Origin of the sequence: Vibrio sp. MACH09, assembly GCF_033238805.1 — a bacterium.
Lineage (GTDB): Bacteria > Pseudomonadota > Gammaproteobacteria > Enterobacterales > Vibrionaceae > Vibrio.
Genome location: NZ_BSFZ01000001.1, coordinates 2,027,111 through 2,041,879 on the forward strand (window position 1 = coordinate 2,027,111; position 14,769 = coordinate 2,041,879).

Sequence of the window (14,769 nt, forward strand, 5' to 3'; positions counted from 1 at the left end):
AGGAGCACAAGGATGAGTGCTTTTCACGTTCTGCCGGGTATCATTGTTATCTTCGCGTTGACCCTATCATTTAAAGATTTTTGGCAACAGCTATTACCTAAGCTGCTCTCTGACAAAGCTTTTCAGCATTTTCTGTTTTTTGTCATGCTAGCGATATTCTTTCTCTGGTCTGCTCAAGCTAGCACAAAAGAATACCTCTCGATTCATCTTCTTGGGTTAACAACCCTAACCTTGCTGCTCGGTTGGCGAAGTGCCTTTGTCATCACCATCATCCCAGTGACGGGTTTGTGTCTCACCTTACAGTTACCCTTTAATCAATTTTTTATCTATTTACTGCTCTCTTCTCTCATTCCTATTCTCATCAGTCATGCCATTTTCTGGTTAAGTTTCCGCTTTCTACCTAAAAATATATTCGTCTATATATTTGTTGCCGGTTTCTTTGCTGGCGGCATCACTAGCAGCATACATTTCCTTGTTAATAGCCTATTTTATTTATGGCAAGGCAGCTACGACTGGAAAACGATTAATGATAATTATCTGCTTTTCTTACCTCTTCTTATCTTTCCAGAAGGATTACTCAACGGTATGGCGGCAGCAATCATGTCTGTTTTTAAACCTGAATGGCTTAGAACATTTTCTGACAAACATTACCTCTACCCAACCAAGAAATAACAAATAACATTGTATGCTCAAACATTAAGCAACTTAAGGTGATAATCGGTTGCTGAGTCGATAAATACTGGTAATCTAGTGGGCAGATTATTACAAAAATTTAAAAATCGAGGCCCCATTATGGAAATGACTAATGCTCAGCGTTTAATCCTTTCAAATCAATACTACTTAATGTCTCAGCTTAACCCAGAAAACAGCAATAAATACAAAAGATTACAAACTATTGTTGAGCGTGGCTATGCGCTACAAATGCGCGAGTTGGATAAAGAGTTTGGTAAGATTTCAGAAGATGAATGTCGTGAAGTTATCAATATCATGGAGATGTACCATGCCATGCAAGAGTCCTACAAGATGTTAAAAAGCGAAGACCAATCTTCTGTTGATCAGCGCCGTTTGGATTTCTTAGGCTTTGATATTGCGAGTGAGCACCAGTTGGTAAACTATGTGCGCTTTTTGGTTGATTCTGAAGGACTATATCCTCAATTTGATAAAGCAGACCATCACTTTAATGCCCAGATGCCAATGCTAGAGAAGTACCGTAGAATGTTAACAACATGGCGCAACTGCCCTCGTCAATATCATCTCTCTTCAACTGAATTCGTACAGATATTTAATGCGTAATACAAAATCTGCATAAGATTATTTGACGAATTTTCAGCAAAAAAAGAGGTCATTCCATGACCTCTTTTTTAATGGTTATCAGATACTGTTACTCATCCAATTCCGCTTCTGCTTTGAAGATAGCTTCAAACTCTTCTTCTGCAGTATGTTTAGACACTTCTTTATGTTTGAACATGAAGTAGTAAATCATACCTGCTGCATATAAACCAACAGCCCAGAATGCCGCTGTTGCGTCATACACGAAGCACGATGTAAGCGCTAATACAGACAAGATTACCGTGATCCATGGAGTGATGATACCACCAGGAGTTTTATACGGACGCTCTAGATCTGGCTCATGCTTACGTAGCAAAATGTGGCTATACGCTTGCAGTGCATAAGAGATAGTTGCACCAAATACCGCAATCATAATCATACGGTCACCTTCGCCAGTTAGCGATGCAAGGAAACCAACGATACCCGGTACAATCAGTGCCCATGCAGGAACTTTACGCTTACCAGTTAATGATAAGAAGGCAGGTAAGTAACCCGCTCTTGAAAGTGCAAATACCAGACGGCTATAACCGTAAATAATTGAGAAGAACGATGCAATCAAACCCGTCAAACCAACAACGTTTACGAAGTTAGCCAGCATTGAGTCTTGACCGTGAACAGCACGCAACGCATCAACAAGTGGTGCAGCATATTCGCCTGTTGCACTTGCGCCCGCAGCACCCGGAACCAATAGCATAACCATTGCCGCAGAGATCAATAGGAAGATCATTGCAGCGATAATACCTTTTGGCATATCTTTAGCTGGGTCTTTTGCTTCTTCAGCTGCTAGAGGTACACCCTCTACCGCTAAGAATAACCACATACCAAATGGCAATGCAGCCCAGACACCACCCCACCCTTGTGGTAGGAAAGTCGTAGAACCGGCAACGGCTGGGTTAGCTGGAATATCAAAAAGGTTAGCCACTTCAAAATATGGTATTAAGCCAAACGCTGTTGCGATAATCGCCACAACTGCCAACGCCGTGATTACCAACATAATACGCAACGCTTCACCCGCACCAATCAAATGAATGCCGATAAAAATTGCATAGAATACTGCGTACACTACCGGACCGTTCCAGCCCACTAATGCTTCTAGGTATCCACCGATAAAGATTACAATTGCCGCAGGTGCAATAGCGTATTCCAGTAATACCGCCAAACCTGTCGCATAACCACCAACAGGCCCCATTACCTTACGTGCAAAACTGTAACCACCACCAGCAGTTGGAATTGCCGCTGACATCTCAGCCAAAGATAATACTAAAGTTAGATACATTAAACCCATCAATATCGATGCGATTAACATACCACCCCAACCAGCAGTTGCGATACCGAAGTTCCACCCTGCATAGTCACCAGATATAACGTAAGAAACCCCTAACGTAGCAAGCAAGAACCAGCCAGCAACTCCTTTTTTGAGCTGGCGATCGTGCATAAACTCCGAGGAACCAAAATCATTTGCTTTATTTTCAGACATAAGCCACCCGTATGATTCTTTTGTAACTCAATGACCTAACATAGGTCGCTGAGTGAATTAACGTATCAATCCTGTTGTAGGGCATGGATTAATACATCCCTTTATTTTTTTAACATACTGCTTGTTCTAATTTACTTTAAAGTGATACTTGTTTTCGTTAATTAAGCCGTTACTCCTTATTTCTAAACTTTGTCAGCCAATATTTCTTGACGTGGTTGGGCAATAACTACCTTATCCACTAACAATCCTTTATGTTTAATACGTTCTGCGCCTGCTTCTACCGCTGCAGTCACAGAGGCAACATCGCCAGTAAGTGTGACGTAACCTTTACCACCAATGGCCATCGCCATATGTACTTCTAATAATTCAACATTCGCCGCTTTAACCGCAGCATCTGCCGCTTCAACAATTGAGGCAACGGAGAAGGTTTCAATGATGCCAAGGGCGTCAGTGCGCTCTACTAACCTTGTGCCTGAGATAGCGGGGAAAACATCTTCATGAACGTTAGAAATAATTAAATCATCCACCACTTCCGTTCCACCGGCGATCATTCCCGCTTCTACCGAAGCATTAACCGCTGCCACATCACCACAAATCATCACCATAAATTTGCCGGGACAAATACTACGATTAAAAATGATCTCTACTTGTGCAGCCTTTAGCATCGCATCCGCGACAAAATAGCCTCGCGCGATAGAATTCAGTTCAATACATCCAATTGCGTTAATCATATTTATACTCATCTAATTCTTAATCACGACATGCTGATCGGTTACCGTCTCTACAGTTCCGGCAATACTTGCATGAATATTGACACTTAGCGCATCAGTCGGTGCTTCACCAATGACCTGTCCAACGGTCACTTTGTCTCCAACAGCAACACACGCCTGCGCGGGTGCGCCAATATGCTGTCTTAGCGGAATGGTCACTTTGTTAAACACATGCTCTTGCTCGAGGTTTTTTGCTTCCGTTTTATTGTACTGCAGCAAACCTAAGCGTTGCATTAGGCGTTTCGTTGGTACGCCACGGTAGTCCCTCATAGGGTGCACGTCGATGGTCTGATCTTGAAGCTGCTGAGGAGTCATTAAGCTGCCTGACTCACGCAAATCACGCTTGGTGGTGACGCACATATTTCGAGGATCTAAACCTTCTGGACAGGACCACATGGAGCATAAGTTACATTCACTACAAGCTTGTGCTGATAGTGCGTAAGTCTCACTATTTGGTCCTGACGTTTGCAACGCTCTCATCACTAAATGAGGTTTAATCGGATAGCCAAGCATATGTCGAGGACACATAGAGGTGCATAAACTGCACTGGTCACACGCGGCTTTACCTATTCGACGATACTCTTTTTCTGGTCGTGTCTTTTTAATGGCTAACGATGAGGAACTAGGGATGACAATAAAGCCACTTGATAAGCGAGTAATCGGTTGTTGCAACGACTCTACAACACCACCCATCATTGGTCCGCCATCAATAATCACATAGTCATCACAAGTGGTGCCACCGGCAACTTCTAATGCATCTTCAACAGAGATTCCAACTGGCAGCCATGCCGTATAAGGCTTGGCAACTTCACCATGAACCGTCACCATTGTATGCGTGACGGGCTGCCCTGTTGCGGCGCGAAAAATATTGATATACGACTCGGAGTTTTGCACCAGCACGCCAATATCTTTCGGAAGTCCGCCAGACGGCACTCGCAATCCAGTCGCTTCATAAATCAGTTCGACCTCATCGCCAGCTGGATAAACATCTCGCATTTGCAGCACGCTAAATTGCTCTGGCTTCTCTAGACGCTGAATGGCTTGCTCAACAATCTCTATCGTGTCTTGATGTTTATCTTTAATACCTATGATGGCTTTTGTTGCACCAGTTTGTTTCATCGCCAATAACATGCCACCAAGCATTTCATCAGCCCAGATCTGCATAACAACCTGATCTTTATTAAGTAATGGCTCACATTCCGCACCATTAGCTAATACCATATCAACCTGACAATCCAGTTTTACATAGGTAGGAAATCCAGCCCCACCGGCACCAACGACGCCGGCGTCTCTGACTTTATCTAAAAGTGAACTCATATATCAGCCTTAATGAGATATTGGGTTATTTGCAATGTTAATCACCGCTTCAGCAAACGCTTCGCACGCTGCTCGGCAAGCCGCTTGTGATCCCACAAGATGCGCTCCAGCGAAGTTGGTTTCTGATGGAGGTTCAAATAAGTTTTTCAACTCAACATCCGCTGCTTTCAGTGCCGCATCAATAGCGAACATGGCTTCTAGCGGTGGTGCGATTAAATACGCAAGCGCTTCGCCTTGTTCAACTCCCGCCTCAGCAGAGAGATAACTGCCGGTAGAAGAAACTAAATGTGCGAAATAAGCGATGTCGCCTTCTTCATTTGCCATCTGGAATGCGGCTTCGTTCTCAATCACTTCCTGACAACGATCCAACCCAGCGATAACATCCGCAGGGCATTCTCCAGCGATAATGCCAATCACTTCACCGGAAGTGGGCCCGGATGAATGGGCTGCACCAGCGTAAAATGAACGCGCATAAACAACCTCAACATTGGCTGCCTTAGTCGCCTCATCCAGCGCACAATAGGTCACGTCATCACAATCACTGGTAATTAAGCCAATGCTGACGTGATTAGGCTTCAAGTTGAGTGACTTCGCATAATCAGGATCAACCGATGCAATCACTCTTGTTGCCAGTACCGCAGCCGGGATTTTTTCTTGAATAGCCATTATTCACCTCTATCTTTTTAAATTGATGCCACTGGCTTTCTGCGCAAGCATCGTTTTAATTAAATCGACTATTACCGCAGCCGCTTCTACTGGTGGAGTACCACCACTATGGATATTTGAAATCACTGTTCGATCCGATTCCACCGTATCTTGATTTGGTTTGTAGACGGCATAGCAGCTCAGTGACTCTGATTGGCCTAGCCCCGGTCTTTCACCAATAAGCAAAATATTAACTTCTGCATCAAGTAACTCACCGATCTCATCTTGCGCTTTTACTCGGCCATAACGTAAGAAAAACGGCGCATTAGTTCTTAATCCCGCGTTTTTAATACCATTCATTAGCGGTGGTAAAATCTCATCTAGGTTGCTGGTAATAGCATCCATACTCAAACCATCAGAAAGGACCACCTGAACTTGAGGAGATTTATCGAAATTCTTGGCAATAACATCTCGTGCATCTGGGCAAAGTTTTCGTCCTAGATCAGGACGGGTGAGATACTCATCCTTATCTTGAGCCTGACTTTTTACTTCTAAAAGATTGTGTTCTTTTAACCACTCTTCACTGATGTTTTTGATAACGGTATCTTTAGAGCGAGAATGATCGGCCCAAAAACGCATCAGAGCCGTTGTTCTCGGTCTTGGTCCCGCGCAGCCATTACCTACCCGTGCCGCGGTTTGAGTGATAAGGTCTTCAATTATTTTTGGTTCTTGAGCATTAACCACGCCATTCCAGTTTTTAAACTCATCATCACCTAAATCCGGTAGCGAACCATCACTATTTACTGGTGTTGATGACTCATCCGTTACCACTCTTTTAACCGTTGAAGCGGAGACTTCTGTTTCTCCTAGCTGTTTTAAAACGGCTGAGACAATATCTTGTATATTTTGATCGTTCATTGTTTACTCCGCTTATCGATTAAAGAAAATTGAAGGGTCACCTGCTTTCGCAGTAAGAATGCCGTTTTCAAGCAGCCCCATCTTCTCCATCCATTTTTCAAATTCTGGAGCCGGTCTTAGACCCAATAACTGACGTACCGTTGCGGTATCATGGAAAGCATTAGTCTGGTAGTTGAGCATAATGTCATCACCCATTGGCATACCAATTACAAAGTTAATGCCTGACGCAGCAAGTAAGGTCACCAAGTTCTCATTTGAGTTCTGATCGGTATCCGCATGGTTTGTGTAACAAGCGTCACAACCCATTGGCAGGCCGGATAATTTGCCCATAAAGTGGTCTTCTAGGCCAGCACGGATAATTTGCTGATGATTGTACAGATACTCTGGACCGATAAATCCAACCACGGTATTAACTAAATGCGGCTTGTAACGTCGAGCAAGAGCATAACAGCGAGCTTCCATCGTCATCTGATCAGCACCATAGTGGGCATCGGCAGACAGCGCAGAACCTTGTCCAGTTTCAAAATACATCATGTTGTCACCCGCTAAGTGGCAGTACTGCTTACCCACTTCATAAGCTTCATCCAACATTTCTACAGTGACACCAAATTCGGATAGCCCTTTTTCTGAGCCCGAAATACTTTGGAAAAGAAGACCACCCGGAGCCCCTTTGCGTACCGCTTCCATCTGAGTTGTGATATGAGCAAGAACACAAGGCTGAGTAGGAATATCAAACTTGGTAATAACATCCTGAATGGCATTCAGCATTTGAGTGGTATTCTCAACGCTGTCAGTCACAGGGTTGATACCAATTACCGCGTCACCACAGCCATAGGTTAACCCTTCAAATGTTTGCGCTAAAATTGAGCTAACGTTATCACGAGTATCATTCGGCTGTAGACGACAACTAAAGTGCCCCGGAATACCTACGGTACAGTTTGCTTTTGTCACGACAGGTAGCTTCTTAGCACCGAACATTAAGTCAGCATTTGAGCAAAGCTTAGCGGTTGCCGCGATCATCTCTGCGGTAAGCCCTTTACGCAGACGTTGAACTTCTTCTAGGCTCGGCTTATTGGAAAGCACATATTCCCGTAGCTCGCTAACGGTCCAGTTCTGAATTTTTTCATAAACGGCTCTATTCAGACTGTCTTGGTTAATTTGAGTAATTAAATCAACCTCATAAGGAACCGCAGGATTCTCTCGCAAATTCTTTAGGGTTAATTCTGACAATACATGTTTCGCCGCTACCCGCTCTTGTGAGCTTGACGCTGCGACACCAGCCAGAACATCTCCAGAACGAAGATCGGACGCTTTCGCCATCACTTCTTTCACATCTGAGAATTGATATGTCTGACCAAACAGACGAGTTTTCAAAATCATTAGCCACTCCTTTATGACGGAAACGCGAGAGATTTAACCGTTAAGGGTACAATTTCGCCCCCAAAATAACTTTTACCTATATCGATGTAGTCTCCCTCTCGGGTGATCACCTCATCAATAACCGCAAGCGGTTGTGGTGAAAGCAGCGGTTGCAACTCCATTCCGAGTGCTTTGCCTATATCATTATGAGAAATTATTAGTGCTGAATCGTTATGATTGCCATGCAGACGATAGAACTGCTCAAGCCCTTTTACAGCTTGGAGCACTGCTCGATACTTAGTAGGCATCTTGCTATCTAGTGCAATGGCATATTGATCAGTAGCAAGGGCAATATCCATACGCTCTGCGCATATACATATCTCTTTGCTAATATCAAAATCTGGGTTGTTCCAGTCAATATTGGGATGAATTACTGGAATATTTTTAATGGGTAAACTGTCTAGTTTTAGCCATATTGTAGAGCCGGATAGAGAAAGTGAATGCGCTCCTGCTCCAATAACTGTCGCTCTTACCGTCTGTTTTGGCTGAGCGATTGACAAGGTTGAAAACTGTTGATGTCTAAGTAGTGAACGAGCAAGCAAAGGCCCCATATCACCAAATTTCAAATCATCGACAGGTTTAATTTTCTCTTCAAAAAGACAGTTACCGACACCACCGCTGATATAAATTGTGTCGATATCATCGATCACTTTTAATTCTGCTGTCTGCAGCAGTTTCGCGGTGATTTTGCTGTTATTACCTTGGATGAGCCCAAGTAGAATGTCGGCCATTTTCTGGCTAACACGTTTTATGTGATCAAAAGTAAGTGCATTCGGGCTTATATGTTCACCAAATACTTCTTTAACCAACAGAGCACCTGCTTCAGATAGGTAAATAACATTGCCTTTACTGTCTAACTGAATTAAACGGCCACCAATATTGATACATGCGGTATCCACCACCTTGCCACAATCAAAAACTACGTAATTTGCTGTGCCACCACCAATATCGATATTCATAACTCGGCTATGAGATGATTCCGAGAGCTGCTGGGCACCACTGCCTCTGCCCGCAATAATCGATTCCAAATGTGGTCCGGCGGTTGCAACAACAAAGTCCCCTAACTCTTGAGACAATTGCAGTAGTGAGGAACGCGCATTTTGGGCTTTTGCAGTTTCACCCGTAATAATGATGGCGCCCGTTTCTATATCGTCGACGGCGATACCGGCGGATACAACCTGCTGATTGATAAACTCTTGGATCTTGTTGTTATCAATCACTCCCTCAAAATTAATTGGGGTAAAGACTACCGGACTTTGAAAAATCACTTCCCGGTCAATAAATTCATAAACTGGCACCTGAGACGCAGGCGCCCTATTGACTAAAGTTAATCGTGAAAATATGACTTGGGTAGTTGTGGTCCCAACATCGATACCTACACTGGTGATTAACTTGGTATTCATGAGTGAAACTCTCCAGAAATAGTCCCATTCACCACATCTTGTAACAGAGAGATAATCTGTTTAGCTGTCACTGTTCTAGGATTTCCACCTAAACAGATATCCTCTAACGCGTCATCGGCAACTTGCAACATTGCTTCAAGATGAATATCGGTATGCGCCAGCGATGTAGGCAATCCTAGGTCTTGAACCAATTGGCTCACCGCATGAATGGCGGCCCAGCAGCACTCTCTTTGAGTCATGTTTTCTCGTGCTACGCCAAAGGCAACCGCTAATTCGGCATACTCAGCTTCACTCACCAAGGCATTAAATGCCATCACATAAGGCAACAGTATGGCGTTAGCTGTACCGTGAGGTATATGGAACTGAGAGCCTATTTGATGAGAGATCGCGTGCGTTAACCCTAAGCCTGCATTACTAAATGCCAGCCCAGCTTTGTATGCAGCCACTGCCATGTCATATCTATCATCAAGGTTATCACCACATCCAACAGCTCGACGCAATGAGCTCGCTACCGCTTCAACCGCATGGTATGCGTAGGCTTTGGATAATGGATTAGAATTTTTTGCTACATAAGCTTCGATAGCATGAGTTAAGGTATCAATACCCGTTGCCGCAGTGACTTCTGCAGGAACACCAATCATCAAAGCGGGGTCAATAATGGCCAGATCAGGTACTAACGCGGGGCCTTTTATCGGCAATTTGACGCCAGATGCGACATCTTTCACCACGGTGATATCCGTCACCTCAGAGCCCGTTCCGGCCGTTGTAGGGATGGCACCAAGACCGACTCGGCGTGAGGCTAATCCACCCACTTTAAAATCCGTTAGATTTCCACTGTAGTCCACCATTACCGCGACGGCTTTCGCAACATCTAAGGCTGAACCACCACCAATTCCCAATACAAAATCAGCTTCTTCAGTCTTAAATTTACTAATACATTGCCCAATAACATCAGAGTCTGGTTCGCCAGTAACATCATTAAAGATGGCATACTCTATTCCTGCGAACTGGATAGACTGCTCGCAACCATCAAGCAGCCCAAGTTGGTGGACGAGTTTATCCACAACGATGAATACCTTTTTCACACCCAGTTCAATGAGTACGTCCCCTATCTGGTTGACGCTATAACCACCGGTTAAAGTGATCGCTGGTGAACGGAAGAAAAAGCCTTTATAAAGTTTTGACTGTTGTATGGTATTGGCAACAACAGTGGCTAATTCTTGGTGTGAAATCGACATAATGAGTTACTCCGTTACTCTATGTTCGGTACGCTGTAAACCGAAGCTAGCAATAGCAAAAGGCGTGAGATATAACGCATGCTTAAAAGTGACAATCTCGGTGGCTGGAAAAGTGTCACTAAAAATCTTTTCAACGCCATTGACCAAGGTTCCACCACCTGTCAGATACATATGCTTCGGTGTTTCCTCTTTTAAATGGCTCATCACAATGTCAGCCATCTTTTCAATTACCGGTTTGACAATAATGGCGATGTCGTTGTCTTGATAACTGGTTCGCTTTAATCGCTCAGCTTCTTGGTCATCCACTTTTAAACGTCCAGCAATAACCAAAGAAACATGTCTACCGCCACTAGGGTCATCTAAGGAGTAGATCTGCTTTCCATCTTTTATCAATGCCGTTCCTGTCGTACCGCCACCGATATCGACCACCGCACCATTATCGATACCCAGTAAATCCGCCACACTTGACGGTTCATCGATGACTTCCGCAACTTCGATCGCCGCCGACTCAACCACATTGATGGAGATTCTAGGGTCGGTTCCCGGAGGATAAGAGGTAATCGCGCTCTCAACGGTAACACCGAGCTTCTCTTCAACTCGCTTAATCTGAGAGCGGACGATCTGGCACGCTCCCATGTAATCCACCACAATTCCGTCTTTTACAACGTTAGCCCAATCTAAAAAGGCAGCGATAGGTTCTCCTTGCTGATTGAGTACCACGGTTTGAATATCCGCAGTACCCAAATCAACACCGACAATCCATTGCTCAGGTGGAGTGACTGGCGTGTCATCATTGACAATATCGTCAATGATGGCCAATCGCTGTTTAACTATTTCTAACTGACTCATCAATTACACAATCCTAAATGAGTCAACAGCGGTACAGCGTCGTTTCCGAGTAAAGGTTAACGAGTTAGTTACGCCTTCACCGGTTGGAGTAGAAATGGTCATTGTGGTCCACCCTTCTCCTCCCGCACCAATCGCAGCAATACAAGGGCCATTTTTAGCCAGTAAGCTACTATCAATTTCGTATGCCATCCGCGTTAACACATCGATGTTTCTTGAATGGATTGCGGCGGTGTGGTGATTATCAGACTCTAACTCTACTGCCCAATCAATAGCTTGATCGGCGTCTTTTGCCTTAATTAACGGCAAAATTGGCATCATCTGCTCAGTGGTCGCAAACACATGATCTTTAGCCGCATGGAATACTAATAATCTGGTTGATTCTGGAACGGTTAGGCCGATAGTTGCAGCAAGTTTAGCGGCGTCTCTGCCTACCCATTGAGGGTTAGCACTTGGAGAATCACCCGGATAACCTTTCAACACTTGTTTAGCGATATCTTCCGCTTGCTGAGCATTCAGCTCATAGGCGCCATTACGGGTCATTGCTTGCATTAAATTGTCGGCAATTGACTCGACCGCAATGATCTCTTTTTCACATGCACAAACGATGTTGTTGTCAAATGAAGCCCCTTCAACAATCGAAATAGCAGCTCGCTCAATGTCGGCGGTTTCATCAACCACAACAGGAGGGTTGCCCGGACCAGCAGCAATTAGACGTTTGTCAGTAATATCTTTTGCAGCATCAACCACAGCATCGCCACCCGTCACAACTAACAGCTTAATGCCAGGGTAAGTAAATAGGCTTCGTGCATTATCAAGTGACGGCACTTTCACAGTCGTACAGATATTTGATGGCCCACCTACGCTCTCTGAGGCTTTATTGACTAACTGAATAGCGTATTGAGAGACTTTTTTGGCTGCTGGATGAGGTGCAAATACAACCGCATTACCCGCTGCAATCATACTGATGGCATTATTTATTACAGTACAAGAAGGGTTGGTACTTGGCGTTACAGAGGCTATAACCCCCCATGGCGCATTTTCGATAAGACTTAAACCACTATCTCCAGATACTGCTTGAGGTGTTAGTATTTCTGTGCCCGGTGTTCTTGATGCAACCAGCAGATGCTTACGAATTTTATCTTCAACTCGACCAAAACCCGTCTCTTCTACCGCCATTTCAGACAGCTCTTTGGCGTGCTTTTTAGCCATTCGACGAATCTCGGTGACGATCTTGTCTCTAACAGCCAAACTACGAATCTGCTTCTGAGCATGTTTAGCCGCGGAAACGGCGTCATCTAAAGAGTCAAACACACCGTGCTCGCTTGCTGACGCTGACGGTTGCTTATCACTTTTCAGCTGAACAACAACACGGCGAACAATATCCTCTATTTCGCTCTGATCCATTCTTATTACCCCTAATCGTGTTACTTACTGACCTTTGTGATATTGAATGCTTTGGTCGGATGTAATTTCATCAATAATTCCAACCACACAAAGATCAACGGGTGAATGCTCACCACTTGTCCCATAGGCCATTCGAGCCGAACTACCTGCAACTACGAGAACCCACTCACCTTCACCTGCGCCAAGTTGATCCATCGCGACATGCACTTCACTAGTCGACTTACCCTTTTTATCGACAAACTCCACTAAGCAGAGCTTATCCATTCTCATGTCTGGGCTACGTATGGTGGCGACCACCTGCCCAACAACTTTTGCTACACGCATGCCTCCCTCCTATTTTGATACGCCTTCCCAGTTAGGAGGCGACGCGCTGTTTATGGTGATCGCTTATTTCTTAACGGATATTGGGAAGATTTTCTCAAGATCCTGATGAGGTCGAGGGATCACATGGACCGCAATCAACTCACCTAGTTTTTGCGCAACAACCGCACCTGCATCTGTAGCGGCTTTACATGAGGCAACATCACCACGAACTAACGCAGTTACATAGCCAGTACCAATTTGCTCATAGCCAACCAACTCTACCCGAGCGGCCTTAACCATGGCGTCAGATGCTTCAATTAAGGACGTAAGCCCTTTTGTTTCTATAATGCCTAGTGCATCCATTAGCATTTCCTCAGAAATTAAATCGTTATACTGACGTTATTTTTTCGCCGCTGGAGCAGGTGCTTGAGAGATTGGGAAAATCGCTTCAAGATCACCATGTGGACGAGGAATAACATGAACCGCAACCACTTCGCCTAAACGTTGAGCAGCTGCCGCACCCGCATCCGTTGCTGCTTTACAAGCCGCCACATCGCCACGAACCATAGCGGTAACAAGACCAGAACCAATTTGCTTATAGCCAACCAGTTCCACACGAGCTGCTTTAACCATTGCATCAGATGCTTCGATTAATGCAGTAAGACCTTTTGTTTCGATAATGCCTAGAGCTTCCATTTGAATTCTCCTAAGGTTGTTCAAATAAGTTACATACAAGAAGTAAGGACTGAGATATCTACGATATCGTCAGAGCTACAGCCTCGAGACAGATCATGCATAGGTTTAGCTAACCCTTGCAGCATCGGTCCCAAAGCAATATATCCGCCTAAGCGCTGAGCGACTTTATAAGCAATGTTGCCAGCACTTAGAGATGGAAATATAAATACATTTGCCTGACCACCCAGCGGGCTATCAGGCATTTTTTGCGCAGCGACTCGTGGTTCTATCGCTGCATCGAACTGAACTTCGCCGTCAATGATGAGATCTGGACAGCGCTGTCTCACTAATTCTGTTGCATCGGATACTTTACTAACGGCGGGATGAGATGCACTGCCTTTGGTGGAAAACGACAGCATCGCGACCCGAGGTTCAATCCCCGTTAATTTTTCAAAGTTATTTGCCGTATCAATGGCAATATCAGCCAACTGTTCTGTCGTTGGTAGCGGAATCACCCCTGCATCAGCAAACGCGTGTGTACGTGTACCATCAGGAGAGAGCATAAGGAAAAAACTAGACACGGTTTTACTGTTAGGCGCCACACCAATACCTCGAATCGCACTACGAATAACATCGCCAGTGGTCGCGAGGTTTCCCGCAATGCAGAGGTCAGCATATCCTTGATCAACCATCAAGGCAGAAAACTGCAATGGATTAGCAACTTGCTTACGAGCTTCTTCTACCGTTATTGGTTTGCGCTGTTTAGCGACAAAAATGTTGACCATTTCATCAAAACAGCCTGCGGTTTCAGGTGCCAAGGTTGTTAAACACGGCATGGCAATACCAGCTTTATAGGATCTATCCCGCAGCATAAATGGATTGCCTAGAAGAATAGGTTCTGCCAGCCCACTAAGTTTCAGTTCATTAGCCGCATGTAATAGCCTGACATCATCGGTATCAGGAAATACGATTTTCTTGGGTGCTTGACGGCATTTTTCTCGACATTGTTCTAATATTTGCAT

Annotated in this window: 16 protein-coding genes; 2 read left to right on the top strand and 14 right to left on the bottom strand. The window is 44.6% G+C overall.

Annotation, left to right across the window (positions count from 1 at the left end):
• The first annotated feature begins 12 nt into the window (after window positions 1-12).
• Window positions 13-672, top strand: coding sequence for an energy-coupling factor ABC transporter permease (locus tag CHJ_RS08990; RefSeq protein ID WP_317917496.1), 660 nt, complete (start codon window positions 13-15; stop codon window positions 670-672).
• A gap of 120 nt (window positions 673-792) precedes the next feature.
• Window positions 793-1,293 (top strand): YfbU family protein, encoded by a 501-nt coding sequence (locus tag CHJ_RS08995; protein WP_317917497.1) that lies wholly within the window; start codon window positions 793-795, stop codon window positions 1,291-1,293.
• Window positions 1,294-1,381: 88 nt separating this feature from the next.
• Here the strand turns inward: CHJ_RS08995 and eat are convergent, their stop codons facing one another.
• The 14 genes from eat to pta all read right to left on the bottom strand — a co-directional run bounded on the left by eat (window position 1,382) and on the right by pta (window position 14,769).
• The gene (gene eat / locus CHJ_RS09000) at window positions 1,382-2,806 is read right to left on the bottom strand and encodes an ethanolamine permease (RefSeq protein WP_171754161.1); all 1,425 of its coding nucleotides are present in this window, start codon (window positions 2,804-2,806) and stop codon (window positions 1,382-1,384) included.
• A gap of 182 nt (window positions 2,807-2,988) precedes the next feature.
• Complete coding sequence (locus CHJ_RS09005) at window positions 2,989-3,537, bottom strand: BMC domain-containing protein (protein WP_171754160.1); 549 nt, start codon at window positions 3,535-3,537, stop codon at window positions 2,989-2,991.
• 12 nt (window positions 3,538-3,549) lie between these two features.
• Window positions 3,550-4,893: a 4Fe-4S dicluster domain-containing protein gene (locus CHJ_RS09010; protein WP_317917498.1), complete on the bottom strand. Its 1,344-nt coding sequence runs from the start codon at window positions 4,891-4,893 to the stop codon at window positions 3,550-3,552.
• Window positions 4,894-4,902: 9 nt separating this feature from the next.
• On the bottom strand, window positions 4,903-5,559 hold the full coding sequence (gene eutL / locus CHJ_RS09015; RefSeq protein WP_171754158.1) for an ethanolamine utilization microcompartment protein EutL: 657 nt from the start codon (window positions 5,557-5,559) through the stop codon (window positions 4,903-4,905).
• Between the two features lie 9 nt (window positions 5,560-5,568).
• Entirely contained in the window at window positions 5,569-6,456 is an 888-nt protein-coding gene (gene eutC, locus CHJ_RS09020; protein ID WP_171754157.1) for an ethanolamine ammonia-lyase subunit EutC, read from the bottom strand.
• Between the two features lie 12 nt (window positions 6,457-6,468).
• Window positions 6,469-7,836, bottom strand: a complete 1,368-nt coding sequence (locus CHJ_RS09025) for an ethanolamine ammonia-lyase subunit EutB (RefSeq protein WP_317917499.1) — start codon at window positions 7,834-7,836, stop codon at window positions 6,469-6,471.
• 11 nt (window positions 7,837-7,847) lie between these two features.
• Entirely contained in the window at window positions 7,848-9,278 is a 1,431-nt protein-coding gene (locus CHJ_RS09030) for an ethanolamine ammonia-lyase reactivating factor EutA (RefSeq protein WP_317917500.1), read from the bottom strand.
• Complete coding sequence (locus tag CHJ_RS09035) at window positions 9,275-10,516, bottom strand: iron-containing alcohol dehydrogenase (protein ID WP_171754154.1); 1,242 nt, start codon at window positions 10,514-10,516, stop codon at window positions 9,275-9,277. Before CHJ_RS09035 ends, CHJ_RS09030 begins: the two co-directional genes overlap by 4 nt.
• 6 nt (window positions 10,517-10,522) lie before the next feature.
• On the bottom strand, window positions 10,523-11,365 hold the full coding sequence (gene eutJ, locus CHJ_RS09040) for an ethanolamine utilization protein EutJ (RefSeq protein ID WP_171754153.1): 843 nt from the start codon (window positions 11,363-11,365) through the stop codon (window positions 10,523-10,525).
• 3 nt (window positions 11,366-11,368) lie between these two features.
• Window positions 11,369-12,769 (bottom strand): aldehyde dehydrogenase family protein, encoded by a 1,401-nt coding sequence (locus CHJ_RS09045; RefSeq protein WP_171754152.1) that lies wholly within the window; start codon window positions 12,767-12,769, stop codon window positions 11,369-11,371.
• 24 nt (window positions 12,770-12,793) lie between these two features.
• A complete protein-coding gene (locus CHJ_RS09050) occupies window positions 12,794-13,093 on the bottom strand; it encodes a EutN/CcmL family microcompartment protein (RefSeq protein WP_171754151.1) in 300 nt (99 codons plus the stop codon).
• A gap of 63 nt (window positions 13,094-13,156) precedes the next feature.
• The gene (gene eutM / locus CHJ_RS09055; protein WP_253822117.1) at window positions 13,157-13,435 is read right to left on the bottom strand and encodes an ethanolamine utilization microcompartment protein EutM; all 279 of its coding nucleotides are present in this window, start codon (window positions 13,433-13,435) and stop codon (window positions 13,157-13,159) included.
• Window positions 13,436-13,471: 36 nt separating this feature from the next.
• Window positions 13,472-13,774, bottom strand: coding sequence for an ethanolamine utilization microcompartment protein EutM (gene eutM / locus CHJ_RS09060; RefSeq protein ID WP_317918100.1), 303 nt, complete (start codon window positions 13,772-13,774; stop codon window positions 13,472-13,474).
• Window positions 13,775-13,797: 23 nt separating this feature from the next.
• Entirely contained in the window at window positions 13,798-14,769 is a 972-nt protein-coding gene (gene pta / locus CHJ_RS09065; RefSeq protein WP_171754148.1) for a phosphate acetyltransferase, read from the bottom strand.

What these genes read in the sequence shown, in the direction of transcription:
- pta (WP_171754148.1), bottom strand. Translation starts at nt 14,769, where the DNA reads ATGCAAATATTAGAACAATGTCGAGAAAAATGCCGTCAAGCACCCAAG.
- eutL (WP_171754158.1), bottom strand. Translation starts at nt 5,559, where the DNA reads ATGGCTATTCAAGAAAAAATCCCGGCTGCGGTACTGGCAACAAGAGTG.
- CHJ_RS08995 (WP_317917497.1), top strand. Translation starts at nt 793, where the DNA reads ATGGAAATGACTAATGCTCAGCGTTTAATCCTTTCAAATCAATACTAC.
- CHJ_RS08990 (WP_317917496.1), top strand. Translation starts at nt 13, where the DNA reads ATGAGTGCTTTTCACGTTCTGCCGGGTATCATTGTTATCTTCGCGTTG.
- CHJ_RS09005 (WP_171754160.1), bottom strand. Translation starts at nt 3,537, where the DNA reads ATGATTAACGCAATTGGATGTATTGAACTGAATTCTATCGCGCGAGGC.
- CHJ_RS09045 (WP_171754152.1), bottom strand. Translation starts at nt 12,769, where the DNA reads ATGGATCAGAGCGAAATAGAGGATATTGTTCGCCGTGTTGTTGTTCAG.
- CHJ_RS09030 (WP_317917500.1), bottom strand. Translation starts at nt 9,278, where the DNA reads ATGAATACCAAGTTAATCACCAGTGTAGGTATCGATGTTGGGACCACA.
- CHJ_RS09050 (WP_171754151.1), bottom strand. Translation starts at nt 13,093, where the DNA reads ATGCGTGTAGCAAAAGTTGTTGGGCAGGTGGTCGCCACCATACGTAGC.
- eutM (WP_253822117.1), bottom strand. Translation starts at nt 13,435, where the DNA reads ATGGATGCACTAGGCATTATAGAAACAAAAGGGCTTACGTCCTTAATT.
- eat (WP_171754161.1), bottom strand. Translation starts at nt 2,806, where the DNA reads ATGTCTGAAAATAAAGCAAATGATTTTGGTTCCTCGGAGTTTATGCAC.
- eutJ (WP_171754153.1), bottom strand. Translation starts at nt 11,365, where the DNA reads ATGAGTCAGTTAGAAATAGTTAAACAGCGATTGGCCATCATTGACGAT.
- CHJ_RS09035 (WP_171754154.1), bottom strand. Translation starts at nt 10,516, where the DNA reads ATGTCGATTTCACACCAAGAATTAGCCACTGTTGTTGCCAATACCATA.
- CHJ_RS09010 (WP_317917498.1), bottom strand. Translation starts at nt 4,893, where the DNA reads ATGAGTTCACTTTTAGATAAAGTCAGAGACGCCGGCGTCGTTGGTGCC.
- CHJ_RS09025 (WP_317917499.1), bottom strand. Translation starts at nt 7,836, where the DNA reads ATGATTTTGAAAACTCGTCTGTTTGGTCAGACATATCAATTCTCAGAT.
- eutC (WP_171754157.1), bottom strand. Translation starts at nt 6,456, where the DNA reads ATGAACGATCAAAATATACAAGATATTGTCTCAGCCGTTTTAAAACAG.